Annotated in this window: 14 protein-coding genes; 9 read left to right on the top strand and 5 right to left on the bottom strand. The window is 68.4% G+C overall.

Annotation, left to right across the window (positions count from 1 at the left end):
* Positions 1 to 413: 413 nt before the first annotated feature.
* Together KME82_RS00810 and KME82_RS00815 are read right to left on the bottom strand one after the other, a co-directional pair.
* Positions 414 to 3086, bottom strand: coding sequence for a TonB-dependent receptor (locus tag KME82_RS00810; protein ID WP_215496845.1), 2673 nt, complete (start codon positions 3084 to 3086; stop codon positions 414 to 416).
* A 201-nt stretch (positions 3087 to 3287) separates the two neighbouring features.
* Positions 3288 to 4349: a glucokinase gene (locus tag KME82_RS00815; protein ID WP_215496846.1), complete on the bottom strand. Its 1062-nt coding sequence runs from the start codon at positions 4347 to 4349 to the stop codon at positions 3288 to 3290.
* A gap of 444 nt (positions 4350 to 4793) precedes the next feature.
* On the opposite strand from KME82_RS00815, the gene KME82_RS00820 reads away from it, so the two are divergent.
* The 9 genes from KME82_RS00820 to KME82_RS00860 all read left to right on the top strand — a co-directional run bounded on the left by KME82_RS00820 (position 4794) and on the right by KME82_RS00860 (position 14039).
* Positions 4794 to 6116: a sugar MFS transporter gene (locus KME82_RS00820; RefSeq protein ID WP_215496847.1), complete on the top strand. Its 1323-nt coding sequence runs from the start codon at positions 4794 to 4796 to the stop codon at positions 6114 to 6116.
* Between the two features lie 338 nt (positions 6117 to 6454).
* Positions 6455 to 7261, top strand: coding sequence for a lysophospholipid acyltransferase family protein (locus KME82_RS00825; RefSeq protein ID WP_215496848.1), 807 nt, complete (start codon positions 6455 to 6457; stop codon positions 7259 to 7261).
* A gap of 7 nt (positions 7262 to 7268) precedes the next feature.
* Complete coding sequence (locus KME82_RS00830) at positions 7269 to 8258, top strand: YheT family hydrolase (RefSeq protein WP_215498918.1); 990 nt, start codon at positions 7269 to 7271, stop codon at positions 8256 to 8258.
* A gap of 316 nt (positions 8259 to 8574) precedes the next feature.
* On the top strand, positions 8575 to 10647 hold the full coding sequence (locus KME82_RS00835) for a tetratricopeptide repeat protein (protein WP_215496849.1): 2073 nt from the start codon (positions 8575 to 8577) through the stop codon (positions 10645 to 10647).
* A 223-nt stretch (positions 10648 to 10870) separates the two neighbouring features.
* On the top strand, positions 10871 to 11497 hold the full coding sequence (locus KME82_RS00840; RefSeq protein WP_215496850.1) for a YbhB/YbcL family Raf kinase inhibitor-like protein: 627 nt from the start codon (positions 10871 to 10873) through the stop codon (positions 11495 to 11497).
* Positions 11498 to 11501: 4 nt separating this feature from the next.
* Complete coding sequence (locus KME82_RS00845) at positions 11502 to 12266, top strand: SDR family oxidoreductase (RefSeq protein WP_215496851.1); 765 nt, start codon at positions 11502 to 11504, stop codon at positions 12264 to 12266.
* Between the two features lie 102 nt (positions 12267 to 12368).
* On the top strand, positions 12369 to 12848 hold the full coding sequence (locus tag KME82_RS00850) for an RDD family protein (RefSeq protein ID WP_215496852.1): 480 nt from the start codon (positions 12369 to 12371) through the stop codon (positions 12846 to 12848).
* A gap of 197 nt (positions 12849 to 13045) precedes the next feature.
* Positions 13046 to 13513 (top strand): RDD family protein, encoded by a 468-nt coding sequence (locus tag KME82_RS00855; RefSeq protein WP_215496853.1) that lies wholly within the window; start codon positions 13046 to 13048, stop codon positions 13511 to 13513.
* Between the two features lie 61 nt (positions 13514 to 13574).
* Positions 13575 to 14039 (top strand): RDD family protein, encoded by a 465-nt coding sequence (locus tag KME82_RS00860; RefSeq protein ID WP_215496854.1) that lies wholly within the window; start codon positions 13575 to 13577, stop codon positions 14037 to 14039.
* A gap of 53 nt (positions 14040 to 14092) precedes the next feature.
* Here the strand turns inward: KME82_RS00860 and KME82_RS00865 are convergent, their stop codons facing one another.
* The 3 genes from KME82_RS00865 to KME82_RS00875 all read right to left on the bottom strand — a co-directional run bounded on the left by KME82_RS00865 (position 14093) and on the right by KME82_RS00875 (position 16471).
* Positions 14093 to 14965, bottom strand: a complete 873-nt coding sequence (locus tag KME82_RS00865; protein WP_215496855.1) for an META and DUF4377 domain-containing protein — start codon at positions 14963 to 14965, stop codon at positions 14093 to 14095.
* A gap of 146 nt (positions 14966 to 15111) precedes the next feature.
* Positions 15112 to 15627, bottom strand: coding sequence for a DUF2750 domain-containing protein (locus KME82_RS00870; RefSeq protein ID WP_215496856.1), 516 nt, complete (start codon positions 15625 to 15627; stop codon positions 15112 to 15114).
* A gap of 37 nt (positions 15628 to 15664) precedes the next feature.
* On the bottom strand, positions 15665 to 16471 hold the full coding sequence (locus tag KME82_RS00875; protein ID WP_215496857.1) for an undecaprenyl-diphosphate phosphatase: 807 nt from the start codon (positions 16469 to 16471) through the stop codon (positions 15665 to 15667).
* Positions 16472 to 16502: the final 31 nt, after the last annotated feature.

Consider the following 16502-nt stretch of genomic DNA (forward strand, 5'->3'; position numbering starts at 1 on the left):
CTGGGTGATTCGGTTCGATCGCTATCAACAATCGGGAATCGGGAGTCGGAGTGGGAGTCGGAGTGGGAGTCGGAGTGGGAGTCGGAGTGGGGAAGTTGCGAAGGCCGCGAGGTCTTTTGTGGGAGGGAGCTTCAGCCCCGACGCTCTTCGATCCGACGCGGCGATCTGGCAAGAAAGCGTCGGGGCTGAAGCTCTATCCCACAAAAAAACTTCAAGGCGTTCGCCCGTGCGCAGATGTGCGGCCCGAATTGCGAATCTCCAAGCCAAAATCCCGACCCCCAAACAAAGAAACCCGGCACGCAAGTGCCGGGCTTCGGGTGTCACCGGCGAGGCGATTGCGCGATCGCCCCGCCGGTGCCGCGCGCCGGCCTTGCGGCCGACGCGCGGCTATCGCTTCGATCTGCGCAAGCCGATCAGAAGTTGAACCGGAACGCGGCCATGTAGCGACGGCCGCTGTGGTACGTGCCGACCGGCTTGTTCTTGCTGCCCGAGTACTGCACGTACTCTTCGTCGAGGATGTTCATCGCGTCGAACGACAGGCCCATGTTGTCGTTGAACTTCCAACCCACGCTGGCGCCCAGCTCGGAGTAGTCGTCCACGCTCGCCGGCGCCGCGCCGGCCACGTAACCGCCGGCCAGGTAATGGCTGCGCCAGTTGTACGACAGGCGCACGCTCAGCGGGCCCTTTTCGTAGTACGGGCTGATCGCCACGCTGTCGCGCGACTGGTACGGCAGCGGATCGCCGGTGTTGTTCTCGCCGTCGGCGTAGGTGTAGTTCGCGGTCATGCCGAAGCCGGTGTCGCCGAACGGCTGCTGGTAGCTGACGTTGAAGCCCTTGACCTTGCCCTTGCCGGCGTTGCGCGGACGCTGGATGTCGTAATCGCAATAACCGTCGGCGGTACAGCCGTGGAAACCGACCAGGGTCGAGTCGAACACCGCGCGGTTGGTGTCGCGGATCGAGTTGTACTGACGCTCGATCCGGGCCGCGCTGTCGATGTAGTTGTCGATGTCCTTGTAGAACACCGACGCGGCCAGCACCGACTGCTCGGCGAAGTACCACTCGGCCGACAGGTTGAAGTTGGTCGACTCGTACGGCGACAGCTCGGCGTTGCCGCCGCTGCCGTTGTAGGTGGTGTCGTTGAGGAAGGTGTTGTTGACCATCTGGTTGTACGGCGCCCAGGCGATCACCTTGGCCGCGGCGAAACGCAGCAGCACGTCGTTGCCGGTGTCGTAGACGACGTTGAACGACGGCAGGACGAAATCTTCCTTCTTCGACTTGGTCTGCCACTTGCTGGCCAGATCGGTCAGGGTCGGCGCGCCGCCGTAGACGAAGCCGCTCGCATCGGTCTTGGACTCTACGTAACGCAGGCCGAAGTTGCCGCGCCAGGCGCCGGCCGAGAAATCGGCCTGCACGTAAGCGGCGGTGTTGGTCTGTTCCAGCGCCCAGGTGTTGTTGAGGAAGCCGGCCGCGTCGGGCGCGCTGAAGTTGAGCGGGCTGCTCTTGATCCAGTCGAGCACGTTGCCGCGACCGACCTGGATATGACGCCCCTGATCGGCGGTGAAGCCGCGGATGTCGGTCAGGCCGATGGTGCCGACGTCGGCCAGGGTGCCGCGCTTGACCGGGCCGTAGATGTTGAGTTCGAACGACTCTTCATGCTTGGCGCGGCGCACGCCGAACTGCAGGTTGTTGATCGCGCTGTCGAACTCGACATTGAAATCGACCTGGCCGTAGGTGTCCTTGCTTTCGGTGGAGAACACGCCGTTGTTGCCCATCCAGCCGTCGGTCAGGCCGCCCGCGGGACCCCAGTTGGCCGGATTGCGGGCCGCGTCGGGGTTGTCGAACTTGATGCCGCGGTTGATGTCCCAGCTGAAGCCGCCGTTGTAGACCGGCTCGATGAAGTACTGCGCCAGGTTTTCGTTGTCCGACTTGCTGCTGCCGATCTGGCCCTTGAAGCCCCAGCGATCGCCCTTGAACGAGGTGCGCAGGTCGATGCCCTTGGTGACGACTTCCGACTCGCGCACGTTGTTGTCGTAGATCACCGTGCCGCCGAGCGGATCGGCGTTGGCGTTGGAATGACCGCTGGTGACCACGCCGTTCTTGGCGTCGCCGAGCTGGTTGACCGCGCCGACGGTGCCGTCGTTCCAGGTCAGGAAGCTGTACAACGACTGGTTGTAGTTGTCGAAATTTTCCTTGATGTACAGGCCCTGCAGATCGATGTTCCACTGATCGTTCGGCTGGAACTGCAGGTTGACCACGGCGCTGTCGCGCTTGCGGTGCTGCTGGAACCAGGCCGCGTTGATCGAGTTGGGCACTTCCGCGTTCGGGTCGAGCCCGGCGCGCGCGGCGTTGGTGAAGGTCGAGGCCTTGGCGTAGCCGAAGATCTCCAGGCCCTGACGGTCGACCTGTTCCTCATAGTGCTGCGCGGCGACGGAGACGCCGAAGTTTTCCTGCGGGTTCTTCCAGCTGTACAGCACCGAGGCGCTCGGGCGGCCCTTGCTGCCCTGATCGCTGTAGTTGTAGCTGACCGAGCCTGCGACCGAGTTGGCGTCGAGGTCCAGCGGCTTGCGCGTGTGCATCAGCACCGTGCCGCCGAGGCTGCCTTCGGTGATGCGCGCTTCCGACGACTTGATGATTTCCAGCCGGCCGAGGATTTCCGGCGCGAGCAGGGTGTAGTCGAAGCCGCGGTTGGGCTGTTCGCCGTACAGCCAGATCGCCTGCGCGACCGGATGGCCGTCGAGGAACGACAGGTTGAGGCTGGGATCGGTGCCGTCGATGCTGACGCGTTCGCCCTGGCCGAAGCGACGATCCAGGGTCACGCCCGGAATCTGCGACATGGCTTCGGCGACGTTGGTGCTGGCGAACTTGCCGATGTCCTCGGCGGTGATCGCCTCCGACACGGTGACGTTGGCCCGCTTGGTGTCGAGCGATTTTTCAAGGCTCGCGCGGATGCCGGTGACCACGACGGTGTCGAGATCGGTGGCTTGCGAGGCGGCGGCCGGGGCCGCGTCCTGGGCGAACGCCAGGCCAGGCCCCATCAACAGGGCCGTGACGATGCTGGCAGACAAGATGGTCTTGCGCGCTTTCATTTTGTTCCTCCCTCGGGCGGTGATGGCTGTGCGATCGTCCGGGGAACCGGTTCGTCGCCAAGTCCGGTGTTTTGACTGCGGGTGCGTTGATGCGGTCCGGTCGCGGCGAGCGCCGTGTCCGGGGTGTTGCGGTACTGCCGCCTTCGATGCGAATCCGCGATGTCGCGCGCGCCGCGATCGGCGCGCGCGGCGGCCTCGCATTTACTGCATGGGGCTGCGCGGCGCGGGCTCGGCGTCGGCCGCCGTCTGCGCCAGGTGCTGCAGGTACCAGCTCGCCGCGCCGATCACGCCGAGCCGTTCGTTTTCGATCAGCCGCACCGGCACGCGTTCGAGCACCGGACGCATCACGCCCTTGTCGAGCATGCGTGCGTGGAATTCGCTGTCGGGCAGGAAGTCCTTGAGTTGCGGCAGGATGCCGCCGGCGATGAACACCGCGTGGGCGCGGCTGATCACCACCAGGTCGCCGATCACGCTGCCGAGCAGCGCGCAGAAGGTCAGCACCGCTTCGCGCGCGATCGCTTCGCCGCGGCGCGCGGCTTCGGTGATCGCGGCCGGCGCGCGCAGCGAGGCTTCCACGCCGCTGAGCGTGCATAGCGCGCTGTATATGTTCACCAGCCCGGGGCCGGAGACGAAGTATTCGGTATGCACGTGGGTGTGGCCGCGTTCGCGCGCCAGCCGCAGCATGTCGGCTTCGCGCGCGTTGCCCGGCGCGAAGGCGGTATGGCCCGGTTCGGTCGGCAGCACCACGGTGGCCTTGCCGTAGGGAATGCGCACCGCCGCGCCCAGGCCGGTGCCCGGGCCGATCACCAGCACCGGGCCGGCGCTGGCGTCGGTGTCGGCGACGCCCGGCGTGAGCAGGGTCGAGTCGGCCGGCGCCATGCACTGGGCGGCGTTGGCGTTGGCCTGGAAATCGTTGATGACCAGCACGTCGTGCAGGCCCAGCTCGCTGCGCAGCTGCGACAGCGAGATGCGCCAGGGAAGATTGGAATTGACCACTTCGTCGTCGAGCACGACGCCGGCGGTGGCGATCACCACCCGGTCCACGCCCACGCCGTTGCCGGCGATGAACTCGGCCAGGATCGCGGCCAGGCTGGGGTAGTCGGCGCACACGTACTTGCGGTGGGCGAGCACGGCCACGGTCGAATCGCCGCCGTTGCCCGGACGCACCAAGCCGACGCGGGTGTGGGTGCCGCCGACATCGGCGGCGATGAAGGTGCCCGCGAACGCATTCGCGGCCGGGCTCAGCCTGGGCGCGGCGCTCATGCGCGTCCCTTCGGACGGCGCAGCGCGAGGCGCGACGCTGGCGCGTCGATCGGTCCATTCGCGATGCGTCCCCACGGCACGATCGTCGTTGCGACCCGTGCCCCTAACAGCGTGTCCCACTGCATGCGCCCTCCACGGCTGCCCATCGGTTTCCCCTGGCGGCGCCGAGAGTGCTCCGGGTTTGACAACGTTGTCAACAGCGTCGTCAGAAACGCCCATCCGGTCGCGCAATCGTGGATTTCCGGCGCCATTTTGTGGTGCGCCGCAACATGCTCGCGCGCGCCGTGGATCACGGTATGGCAGGGGTTTCCGGGCTTTTTTACCGTCCGCGCTGGCGTGGGCCGCGGAGTTGTGACAACGTTGGGCGGTCGTTTGTCGTACCGGTCAAGCCGGATGACTGCGAGACGTGGCGGGCGGTCCCCGCTGCTCTGGGAGGGGAGTCACATGTCGGTTTCCAACGCCAGCGCTCAGCCGCGGTATCTGGGCTCGATCGCGATCATCGGCGCGCTGTTCTTCGTGTTCGGTTTCGTCACCTGGCTCAACGGGCCGTTGATCGCCTTCGCCCAGCTCGCCTTCGATCTCGACGAGGTCGGCGCGTTCCTGGTGCCGATGGCCTTCTATCTTTCGTACTTCTTCCTCGCCGTGCCGTCCTCGGCGATCCTGCGCCGCACCGGCATGAAACGCGGCATGGCGCTGGGCCTTTTGGTGATGGCGATCGGCGCGGCGGTGTTCGGCGAGTTCACCACCCAGCGCTGGTACCCCGGCGCGCTCGGCGGCCTGTTCGTGATCGGCGCGGGCCTGGCGGTGCTGCAGACCGCGGTCAATCCCTACATCAGCATCCTCGGCCCGATCGAGGGCGCGGCGCAGCGCATCGCGGTGATGGGCATCTGCAACAAGATCGCCGGCATCCTCGCGCCGATCGTGCTCGGCACGATGGTGCTGCACGGCATGGGCGATCTGGCCGAGCAGGTCAAGGCCGCCGATCCGGCGACCAAGGCGCAGTTGCTCAATACCTTCGCTTCCAGCATCCACGGGCCGTATCTGCTGATGGCCGGGTTGCTGGCGCTGCTCGCGGTCGGCGTGCTGTTTTCGCCGCTGCCCGAATTGCGCCCGGCCGAGGCCAACCGTTCCTCGTCCGACGGCGCCGGCGACAGCGGCAGCCTGCTGCGGTACCCGCATCTGTGGCTCGGCGCGCTGTGCATCTTCGTCTACGTCGGCGTGGAGGTGATGGCCGGCGACGCGATCGGCACCTACGGCCACAGCTTTGGCCTGCCGCTGGACAAGACCAAGTTCTTCACCTCGCTGACCCTGGGCGGGATGCTGGTCGGCTACGTGGTCGGCCTGATCGTGATTCCGCGCTTCATCTCGCAGGAGCGTTATCTGAGCCTGTCGGCGGTGCTCGGCGTGGTGTTGACGATCGGCGCGTTCGCGACCCACGGCTATGTGTCGGTGGGGTTCGTGGCGGCGTTGGGCTTCGCCAACGCGATGATGTGGCCGGCGATCTTCCCGCTCGGCATCCGCGGGCTGGGCCGGCATACCGAGGTCGGTTCGGCGGTGATGATCATGGGCATCGCCGGCGGCGCGGTGGTCCCGCAGCTGTACGCGGTGCTCAAGCAGCACCTGGATTTCCAGCTGGTGTTCGTGCTGCTGATGGTGCCGTGCTACCTGTACATCCTGTACTTCGCCCAGGCCGGGCATAAGGTCGGCCTGCGCGATCGCCGCGGCGCCGCGGCGGGCGCGGTGGCGGCGTCGTCTTCTTCGAATTGAGGTTGGGTGGGGGAGAGCAAGCGCAAATCCCCCTGGCCCCCCTTTTTCAAAGGGGGGAACGGCCGCGGTGATCTGGGCGATCCGATGTCACCCGGAGCGGTTGAAGGCGCCTCAAGCTGCGTCACAACCAGACACTTGCAACGAATCCATGTCGGAGATTCCCCCCTTTGAAAAAGGGGGCCAGGGGGGATTTGCTCTTTGCTCGCCCGAATGAACCGCACGCCTCGTTCAGCCTCGGCCCCGAACGAGCGGTCAAATTTTCACCAAACCGTTTCAAACGCCGGCCCCGTCGCAATCGCCGCTGGTCGCTGCGACTGCGCTTCGGTATCGTGCGCGTAATGAATGCGCCGCCTCCCCACGCCGGCGCGGTCGCGCCTACCGGTGCGCAGACCGCGCGCGCGCTGCGTTACCTCGTCCGTGTGCCCCTGCTGATGTGGCATGTGCTTGTCCACCTGCCGCTGTTGCTGCTGCTCACCTCGCCGCTGACCGCGCAATTGCCGATCGGCGCCGAAACCCTGGAACACCGTCTGATCCGCGCCTGGTCGGCCGGGCTGATGCGGATCTTCGGCTTCCGCCTGCGCCGGGTCGGCACGCCGCTGCCCGGGGCGACGCTGTTCGTGGCCAACCACGTCAGCTGGGTCGACATCGAGATCCTGCACAGCCAGCGGATGATGGGCTTCGTCGCCAAGCGCGAGATCGCCAGCTGGCCGGTGGTCGGCTGGCTGGCCGCGCGCGGCGAGACCATCTTCCATCACCGCGGCAACACCGAATCGCTCGGCGGGGTGCTGCACGAAATGCTCGCGCGCCTGCGCGCCGGCCGTTCGGTCGGGGTGTTCCCCGAAGGCGGCACCCGCGGCGGCGGCGAGATCGGCCCGTTCCATGCGCGCATCTTCCTGGCCGCGGTCGAGGCCGGCGTGCCGGTGCAGCCGGTGGCGCTGCGCTATGGCGAACACGGCGACGCCCAGGCGGTGGTCGCGTTCCAGGACAAGGAAAGCTTCTTCGCCAATTTCCTGCGCCTGCTCGGCGAACCCGGGCGGCTGGCCGAAGTGCATTTCCTGACCCCGATCGCGCCCGGCGAAGCCGACGGCCGCCGCCGCATCGCCGAGCTGGCGCGGCAGCGCATCATCGAGGCGATGGCGAGCTGAGACCATGCTGACCGCTGCCGACTACGCGCCACCGCGCTGGTTACGCAATGCGCACGTGCAGTCGGCGCTGGGTTCCAGCCCGCTGCGCCGGCGGCACGCGGAACGGCGGCTGGCGCAGGTCGGCGCGCACACCCAGCCGCATCTGATCGAAACCGGCGACGGCGTGCGCCTGCACGGCCTGCACAGCGCGATGCCGGGGGTAAAGGCGCGCGGCCTGGTGCTGCTGCTGCACGGCTGGGAAGGCAGCGCCGATTCCAACTACATGCGCCTGACCGCGGCGCGCCTGCTCGAGCGCGGGTTCGAAGTGTTCCGGCTGAATTTCCGCGACCACGGCGACACCCACCACCTCAACGAAGGCCTGTTCCACTCCAACCGCATCGACGAGGTGGTGCAGGCCACCGCCGAGATCGCTCGGCGTTTCCCGCTGCGGCCGTTGTCGGTGGCGGGGTATTCGCTCGGCGGCAATTTCGCCCTGCGGCTGGCGCTGCGCGCGCCGCAGGCGGGCCTGCCGCTGACCCACGTGGCCTCGGTGTGTCCGGTGCTCGATCCGGGCCGGACCATGGCCTCGATGGAATCCGGCCTGCCGCTGTACCTGTGGTACTTCGAGCGCAAATGGCGCGAATCGCTGTCGCGCAAGCGCGCGCTGTTTCCGGGCATCCACGATTTCGACGACCGCACCCTCGGCCTGAGCATGCGGCCGCTGACCCAGTGGATGGTCGAGCGGCATACCGACTTCGGCACCCTGGAGCGCTATTTCGAGGGCTATTCGGTCGCCGGCGCGCGCCTGGCGCAGGTCCAGGTGCCGGTGAGCATCCTGATGGCGGTCGACGACCCGGTGATCCCGGTGGCGGATTTCAACGACCTGGAGCTGCCGGCGCATTCGCGGCTGGAAGTGGCGCCGTGGGGCGGGCATTGCGGGTTCCTGGAGAACGCGCATCTGGATGGGTTCGCCGAGCGCTGGATCGCGGATCGGATGGAGACGATGGCGGCTGGGTGAGTGGGGAACGCGGCAAAAGCAGAGCAAAAGCAAATCCCCCCTGGCCCCCCTTTTGCAAAGGGGGGAACCCGTCTTGGGGTGGCTTCGGTGATTGCAGCAGTGTCGCTTCGGTGAGTCTGTGGCTTCAAGCCTGCGGGCCCAATAGGCCCGAATCCCTGCGAAAAATCATCGAAGCCTCCCCCCTTTTGAAAAAGGGGGGCAGGGGGATTTGCTCTTCGCGCGCGCCGCACCAACCCGCCCAATCCAGCCCCATCCGCCGGGAAACCGCGCCCGACCCCCTACAATCTGCGGTCTACCCAGTCCGAAGCACACGCGAATGTACGAATCCATCCTCGATGCCATGCGCCGCGGCGAAGCGGCTCAGGCGCTGAGCGCCGCCGAACAGGCGGTGGCGGCAGACCCGCAAGACGCGACCGCGCATCGCCTGCATGCGGCCACGCTGCGCTTGAACGGCGATCGCGACGGCGCCCTGGCCGCGCTCGACCGCGCCATCGGCATCACCCCGGAAGACGCCCAGCTGTACCTGGAACGCGCCGGCGCGCAGCTCGACGGCCGCCAGCTCGACGAGGCCCAGGCCTCGCTCGCGCGCGCGATCGGGCTCGATCCCAACCAGTTCCCGGCCTACATCATGAAAGCCCAGCTCGCGATCGTGCGCGGCGACCTGGACGAGGCCGAGCGCCTGGGCCGCACCGCCGCGCGGATCGCGCCGGAGCATCCGCAGGTCAGCACCATCGAAGGCGTGCTCGCGCTGCGTCGCGGCGACGCCGACCGCGCCCTGGCGGTGCTCAGCCACGCCTCCACCCTGGCCCCGGACGACCCGCAGGTACTGCACGGCCTGGGCTTCGCCTACCTCGCCAAGGGCCATCTGGCGTTCGCCGAGCAGGCCTTCACCACCCTGGCCCTGCGTCATCCCGAGCAGCCGACCCTGCAGTTGCTGATCGCCGACCTGCTGCGCCTGCAGCAGCGCTTCGGCGACGCCGCCGACCGCATCGCCGGCCTGGCCCAGCGCGACGACGCCGGTTTCGGCGTGAAGCGCTGGGCCGGCGAGCTGGAACTCGACGCCGGCCGTCCCGAGCGCGCCTTGCCGCTGCTGCGCGCGGCATTCGACCAACATCCCTACGACCCGCGCACGCTCAACGGCATCCTCGCCGCCTGGCGCAGCCTGGACGATACCGACAGCGCGCGCGGGGCCCTGGAAGCCGCGCTGGCCCAGCACCCGCAAGCCGCCGACCTGTGGCGCGCGCGGCTGGTGCTGGAGCCGTTCGGCGACGCCGCCGCGCTGGCGGTGATCGACCGCTGGCAGCAGGCCATGCCCGGCCACATCGCCGCGCTGGAAGCGCGCGCGGCGGTCCACGACCAGGCCGGCGAACGCGAACAGGCCGTCGCCATCGCCCACCGCATCGTCGAACTCAGCCCGGGCGACGTGCGCGCCGAGATGCGCATCGTCCAGGACCTGGCCGAGCGCGATCCCGACGCCGCCGCCGAGCGCATCGAGCGCCTGATCGGCATGGCGGTGGACCCGCAGGTCAAGCGCGAACTGCGGCAGATGCTCGGCCGCAGCCTCGACCTGGCCGACCAGCCCGAGGCCGCCGCGGCGACCTGGGCCGAGCTGCACGCCGAAGTCGTCGACCAGCGACTGCCGTTCAATCCGGTCAGCAAGCGCGGCGGCGCCGAATGGCCGGCGCTGGCGCCGGTCGCCGACGGCACCCGCGGCATCCTGCTGCTGTGGGGCGCGCCGGGTTCGCGGGTCGAACGCATCGGCCAGGTGCTCGGCGCGGTCGGCGCGCCGCTGCTGATCGACCGCTTCGGCGCGCAGCCGCCGAGCGATCCGCTGCAACGCTACGGCTCGGTCGACGAACTGCTCAGCGGCGCGTTGGACCCGGCGTTCCTGGTCAAGATGTACCGCGCGGCGCTGCCGGCGCGCGGCGTCGGCGACGGCCCGGTGTTCGACTGGCTGCTGTGGTGGGACAACGCCCTGCTGCGCGCGATGCGTCCGTATCTGGCCGAGGCGCTGCTGCTGATCGCGGTGCGCGACCCGCGCGACATGCTGCTGGACTGGCTGGCCTACGGCAGCCCGACCCCGTACGCGCTGCCCTCGCCCGAACACGGCGCGCGCTGGCTGGCGCAGACCCTGGAGCAGGTCGCCGACCTGCACGAGGGCGATCTGTTCCCGCACAAGCTGGTCAAGCTGGACGAAACCGGCGACGAGCCGACCGCGATCGCCCAGGTCCTGGCCGACGCGCTGCGCGTGCAGGTGTCGCTGCCCAACGGCCTGAGCCTGCCGCAGCGCTTGCCCGACGGTCGCTGGCGCCAGTACGCCGAGCCGCTGGCCGAGGCGTTCGCGCTGCTGGCTCCGGTCGCGCGCCGCCTGGGTTATCCGCACACCTGAGCGCGCGCCGGCGGCAAAGCGCCGCCCGGGCCGCATCGCTGCAACACAGCGATGCGGCCGGTCGCGATCCACGGACACGCGCAAGTGCGATGCTCGCCGCCGGGCCGATCGACGAGCCGGCCGGACCCGTTCACCGGATCCGATCGGCCAATCCATCGGCCCTGCTCCATCCGCCGTACTCGATCGTCCCAACGCGATTCGAACCCATCGAAGGACCTTTGCGATGCGCATCCACAGCAACAGCTTCCAGCACCGCCAGCGCCTGCCGGCCGAGTTCGCCGCCGGCCAGGCCACCGCCGACGGCTTCGGCTTCGCGCCCAACCGCAATCCGCACCTGGCCTGGGACGACGTCCCCGAGGGCACGCGTTCGTTCGTGCTGCTGTGCATCGACCCGGACGTGCCGACCGTGCCCGAACTGGTCGGCCGTGCCGACGTGCAGATTCCCGAGCATCAGGTGCGCGCCGACTTCATCCATTGGGTGGTCGCCGACATCGCCGCCGACGTGCGCGAGATCGCCGCGGGCAGCTGCAGCGACGGCGTGACCGCGCACGGCAAGCGCGATCCGGCCGGGCCGCGCGGCGCGCGCCAGGGCATCAACGATTACACCGGCTGGTTCGCTGGCGATCCGGACATGGCCGGCGACTGGTACGGCTACGACGGCCCGTTCCCGCCGCCCAACGACCTGCGCCTGCACCGTTATTTCTTCCGCATCTTCGCCCTCGACGTCGAGCATCTGCCGCTGGACGCGCGTTTCACCGCCGCCGATGCCTTCAACGCGATGCACGGCCACGTGCTCGGCGAGGCGTCGATCTACGGGACGTATTCGCTCAATCCTTCGGTAAAGGGTTGAGCCCATGAGCGCGAACCGCGTCGCCATCGTCACCGGCGCCAGCCGCGGCATCGGCGCGGCGATCGCGCGCGAGTTGTCGGCGCAGGGCCTGTCGCTCGTGCTCGCCGCGCGTTCGCGCGGCGAACTCGACGCGCTGGCCGCGCAACTGCCGCAGCCGGCGTTGGCGATCGACGCCGACCTGTCCGAGCCGGCCGCCGCGGCGCGCATCGTCGAGGCCACGCTGGCGCACTACGGCCGCCTCGATGTCGTGGTCAACAATGCCGGCGCGACCCCGCGCGGCGATTTCCTCAAGTTTTCCGACGCCGACTGGGACGCGGGTTTCGCCCTCAAGTTCTTCGGCGCGGTGCGCCTGTGCCGCGCCGCGTGGCCGGCGCTGGTCGCCAGCGGCGGCGCGATCGTCAACATCGCCGGCATCGGCGGACGCACCGGCAATGCCGAGTTCGCGATCGGCGGTTCGGTCAACGCCGCGTTGCTGAATCTGACCAAGGCGCTGGCCGATCGCGGCGTCGCCGACGGCGTGCGGGTCAACGCGGTCAATCCCAGTTCGATCGCGACCGAGCGCACCCAGGTGCGGATCGACGCGCTCGCCCGCGAGCGCTCGCTCGATCCGGCCCAGGCCGCGCAGGAACTGGCGCGCAAACTCGGCGTGGCGCGCTTCGGCGAACCGGCCGAAATCGCCCGGGTGGTGGCCTTCCTCGTCTCCGACGCGGCCAGTTACATGCAAGGCGCGATCGTCGATGTCGACGGCGGCCAGACCCGCACGCTGTAACCGTCGATGCCGCGGCCGCGCTGCGCGCCAGCCACCTGATCGCGCACGGAACCGCCGCCGCGCTGGATTAGAATCGACGCCATCGACGAGGAAACCGGCGCAATGGACGACAACCAGAACCCTTACCACGCGCCGCAGGCGCAAGTGCGCCGGGCCGAGCGCGTCGCCCAGTTGGTCACCGCCAGCCGCGGCCAGCGTTTCATCAATTACCTGATCGACACCCTGGCCTGCTACGCGGTGATGTTCGCGGCGATGGTGGTCTACGTCGGCATCGGCGGCGAAGCGGTGGTGACCGCGATGCAGGAACCCGATCCGCTTCGCAACGTGCTGATCAGCGTGACGATGATCCTGGTGTATTACGTGCCGTTGGAAGGCATGTTCGGGATCACCCTGGGCAAACTGGTCACCGGCACCCGCGTGGTCGACGAACAGGGCCGTCCGCCGAGCTGGGGCCAGGTGCTCGGCCGCACCGCCGCCCGGCTGATCCCGTTCGAAGCGTTCTCGCTGCTGTTCTCGCGCGACGAGCGCATCTCCGGCTGGCACGATCGCCTGCCCAAGACCCTGGTCGTGCGCAGCCGCTGAGCGGCGTGTGCCGCCGCGTGTCGGCGGCGGCACGCAGTCGGTCCGATGGCCGCCAACGCCCCTTCGACGCCGCCGGTTTTGCGCGTATAACGCTGTCTGCATGGACCGATGAGCGGCTGTTCGCCGAGGGGCTTCGGTTCGCCTCCCGAGCCATCCCATCCGCGTAAACGGCCCGCGTACAGCAAGGAGAGCGACGCTTGAACGACAACCACAATCCTTACCAAGTGGTCCCGCGCAGCGTCGATCCGTACGCGGCGCCGGTCTCGCCGGTCGTCCACGAGGTCGAACTCGAGCCGGCCGGGCTGGGCCTGCGCTTTCTCAACTACCTCATCGATTCGCTGGTGTTCGGTTTCGTCTACGGCTTCGTGCTGGGCCTGCTCCACGCAGCCCCGCGCGACCCGATCGCCTATATGTTCCTCAGCATCGGCGCGACCATCGCGTACTACACGATCATGGAAGGCGCGTTCGGCGTCACCCTGGGCAAACTCGCCACCGGCACCCGCGTGGTCGACGAAGACGGCAACCCGCCCAGCCCGGGAAAGGCCATGATCCGCTCGCTGTGCCGGTTCATTCCGTTCGAACCGTTCTCGCTGCTGTTCTCGGGCGAACGCCGCAGCGGCTGGCACGACAGTCTGGCCGGCACCTTGGTGGTGAAGAAAACCTGAGCTCGCACGCGCGGCGGCAAGCGCCGACAATGCGCCCGTTCGATCCGCCCCGAGAGCTCAGATGCTGGAAAATCCTTACCGCGCACCCCACACGCCCGTGGTCGATACCGCTGCGACGCAGTTGCCGGTCTCGGCCGAACGCTGGCGCAGGCTGCTGACCTTCGTGGTCGATTATTTCCTGATCAACCTGCTCATCTTTTCGATCGAGTACGCGCTGTTGTCGTGGCTGGTGGGGCCCGGACAAATGGTTGTCAACCGCCCGGCCGCGTACACGCTGATGACGTTGTTCGTGGGCGCGTCGATCTACTACATCCCGCAGGAAGCGCTGTGGGGCGTGACCATCGGCAAGCTGCTGACGGGAACCCGGGTGGTCGACGAACACGGCCGCCCCCCGGGGTGGCGCAAGGTCATCAAGCGCACCGTGGGCCGGTTCATTCCGTTCGATGCGCTGGCGGTGTTGTTGACCGCCAAGCGTCGTGGGTTCCACGACGCCTGGCCGAACACCTACGTGGTGCGTCGCCGCTGAGGACCCGGGCGGCGAGGTTGAGCGACAGACCGCGCCGACGCGTTCGCGCGGGCTCAGTGGCTCGGCGGCGGCACCAGCTCGCTCTCGACCACCATGTCCAGCACATACGCCACCGACGGCGCGTCGGCCGGCGGATTCTTGATCTGGAACTTCTTCACCCGCACCACGTTGCGCACGCCGGCTTCGTGCTTGTAGCCCTCGATGTCCTGGTACAGGAAATGCCATTCGTTGCCGGGCTTGAGCGCCACGCCGTTGGCGTCGTAGCCGCGCTCGCGCACCCACAGGCACTGGTGATCGCGGATCAGCGGATGCGGGCAGGCGCGGCGCTGCGCGTCGACTTCCAGGAACACGGTCGCGCCGGCGCCGCCGTAGCGGGTTTCCGCGGTCGCTTCGCCGCTGAGGTTCAAGGTGTCGCCCGAGGCGGTGGTCAGGCGCAAACGCGGCTGCGGTGCATCGCCTTCGATCGCGAAGGTGTTGCGGCCTTGCAACTGCTGCGAGATCGCCGTGTCCATCTGCATCAGGCGCGGGTCCTGGCAGGCCATCAAGGTGGTCTGGAATTCCTTCACGTCCAACTGCGCGCCCTTGATCGCGTACTGCGCGCCGACGTGATTGCAGCCGCCCGACACGCCGAGCCGATCTTTGACGAAGCTCAGGGTGAGCGCGTACTTGCCTTCGCGCTGCAGCACCGCGATCGGCTTGCCGGCTTTGTCGGTCGCCGTCTCCACCGTCCAGCGGTAGCCGCCCAGGTCGATCGAACCGTTCGAGGCGGTGGCGGCGGGCGAAGCCGATTCGCTGGGCATGGCGGCGTCCTTGGCGTTGGCATCGCGGTTGTGCGACGGCGCGGCGCAGGCGGCGAGCAGCGCGGTCGACAAGGCGGCGGCCCACAGGGCGGCCGGGCGGCGAGGAGAGAGGCGCGAGGTAGTCATGGGCGGGGATGATCCGTGCTGCGTTGCGAAGACTGGATCAACGGACCGGAACCGGCGATGGGGTCAGCAGCGGGGTCGAGCGCATTCAGCCGCGAGCCAGCGCGAAGTGAACTGCGATGCGGCGCGCGTCATGGCGCCGACGCAGGTCACGACTCGCGCGGCTTGGCGAATTTCTCGGCCAGTTCGCGCTTTGCGCGTTCCAGGTCCAGGCCCGTTTCGGCCGCGGCATCCTCCGCGCTGTCTTCGCCGTCGAGCTCGCCCTCATCGGCCAGCACATCGTCCAGATGCGCGAGCAACTGCACGACATCGACCACCGCGCTTTGCATGCGCTCGTTCGGAAACACGCCCACCACCACGCCGGCCTCGATCATCGACGCGGCGGCGCGCTCGCGCCATACGCTCAACTCGCGTTCGGCCGGCGCGTAGGCCTGCAACTGCGGCGCGCGCACGAGCGAGGCGCGCGCGGTCGCCGCCGAAGGCCAGGCCGGCAACAGCTCCTGGCCGTCTTCGTCGAACAAGGTCAGCACGAATTCGCCCGACACCGCGACCCAGAACTTGCCGGTGCGCGCGACCGACTCCAGGAACGCGGCGTAGCGCTCGGCGCCGGACAACTGCACGTAGTCGAGCAACTGCTGTTCGGCGAGGCGGTCTTGTTCGTTCATCGATGCGATTCCGATGCGGGGATCAAAGGCGCCGCGCTCAGCTGCCCGAGGGCATCAGCAGCAACAGGGCCGCGCCGAACGCGACGCGGTAGACCGCGAACGCGGTGAAGCGATGGCTCTGGATATACCGCAACAGCCACTTCACCGCGATGAAGGCGGTCACCGCCGAGGCGACGAAGGCCACCGCCAGCGCGTTCCAGTCTTCATTGGCCGCGGCCGGCGTGCCGATCACGTGCATCAGCTCGTAGCCGCTGGCCGCGAACATGGTCGGGATGCCGACCAGGAACGCGAACTCGGTCGCCGCCGCGCGGCTGGTGGTGCCGGCGAGCAGGGCGATGAAAATCGTCGCGGCCGAACGCGAGGTGCCCGGGAACACCCCGGCCACGACCTGGGCGATGCCGACCAGCGCCGCCACGGTCCAGGTGATCTCGCTGCGCTCGCCCAGGGCGGCGGCGCGCTTGGCGGCGAAATGCTCGGCCGCGACCATCCACACGCCGCCCAGCACCAGCGCCCAGGCGATCGGGGTGACGTGATCGGGCAAGGTGAAACCGGCCTTCTTGACCGCGATGCCGAGCACCGCGGTCAGGCCGAAGGCCAGGCCGAGCTTGAGCAGGTAGTCGAGGTTGTCGCGCTGGGTGAAACCGGTCGCCAGTCCCCACAGCCGCTTCCAGTAGATCACCACCACCGCCAGGATCGCGCCGGCCTGGATCGAGATGTTGAACAGGTCCGAGCGGTGGCCGAGCCAGTGCTGGGCGATCAGCAGGTGGCCGGTGCTGGAGATCGGCAGGAATTCGGTGATGCCTTCGATGATGCCCAGAAGCAGGGCGGCTAGCAGGTCGGTCATTGGGGGAGGCGGGAATCGGGAATGGGGAGTC

The organism is Lysobacter capsici (assembly GCF_018732085.1).
Classification (GTDB): Bacteria; Pseudomonadota; Gammaproteobacteria; order Xanthomonadales; family Xanthomonadaceae; genus Lysobacter; species Lysobacter capsici_A.